General features: G+C 61.9%; 1 protein-coding gene. It reads left to right on the top strand.

What is annotated here, in order from left to right; all coding sequences use genetic code 11:
* The coding region (locus ACH6CX_RS18520; protein ID WP_396676219.1) for a hypothetical protein at positions 1 to 540 on the top strand (540 nt) is incomplete at both ends.

Raw genomic sequence — 540 nt, 5'->3', positions numbered from 1 at the left:
ATCGCCTGGTGCAGGTGCGCGACGACACCGGCCACGAGGTCAACTACACCTACCTCAACGGCCAGCTCTACCAGGTCACCGACGAGACCGGCGGCGTGCTGGTGGAGTACCGCTACGAGAGCGGCCGCCTGGTGGAAGTGGTGGACCGCATGGGCCACTCCACCAAGTACCACTACACCACCAACGGCTTTATCGAGCGCATCGAACTGCCCTCTGAGCAGGACGCCGATGGCGATGGCGTGGCCGAGACCTACGCCCAGCGTGATATCAGCATCACCTATGAAACCGTCAACTGGCGCGGCGATACCAAGGCAACCTCTCAGGCGGTAACGTCCATCACCGATGCGGAAGGTGGTGTAACCACCTTCGATTACGATTTTGCCTTCCAGACCAATGGCGAGGGCCAGGGCAGCACCAAGGGCGACAAGATCAGCAAGGGCAAGGGTCACCGGGTGGATAACACCACCGACGAGACCAGCGTGACCTTCTCCTCCAAGTTCTTCGACGGCGGTTCCACCACCGTGGTGGACGCGCTCGGCA

The organism is Microbulbifer sp. JSM ZJ756, from assembly GCF_044383805.1.
Lineage (GTDB): Bacteria > Pseudomonadota > Gammaproteobacteria > Pseudomonadales > Cellvibrionaceae > Microbulbifer > Microbulbifer zhoushanensis.
The sequence above is the reverse complement of the archived record's forward strand: the minus strand, read 5'-3'. Positions and strand labels throughout refer to the sequence as shown.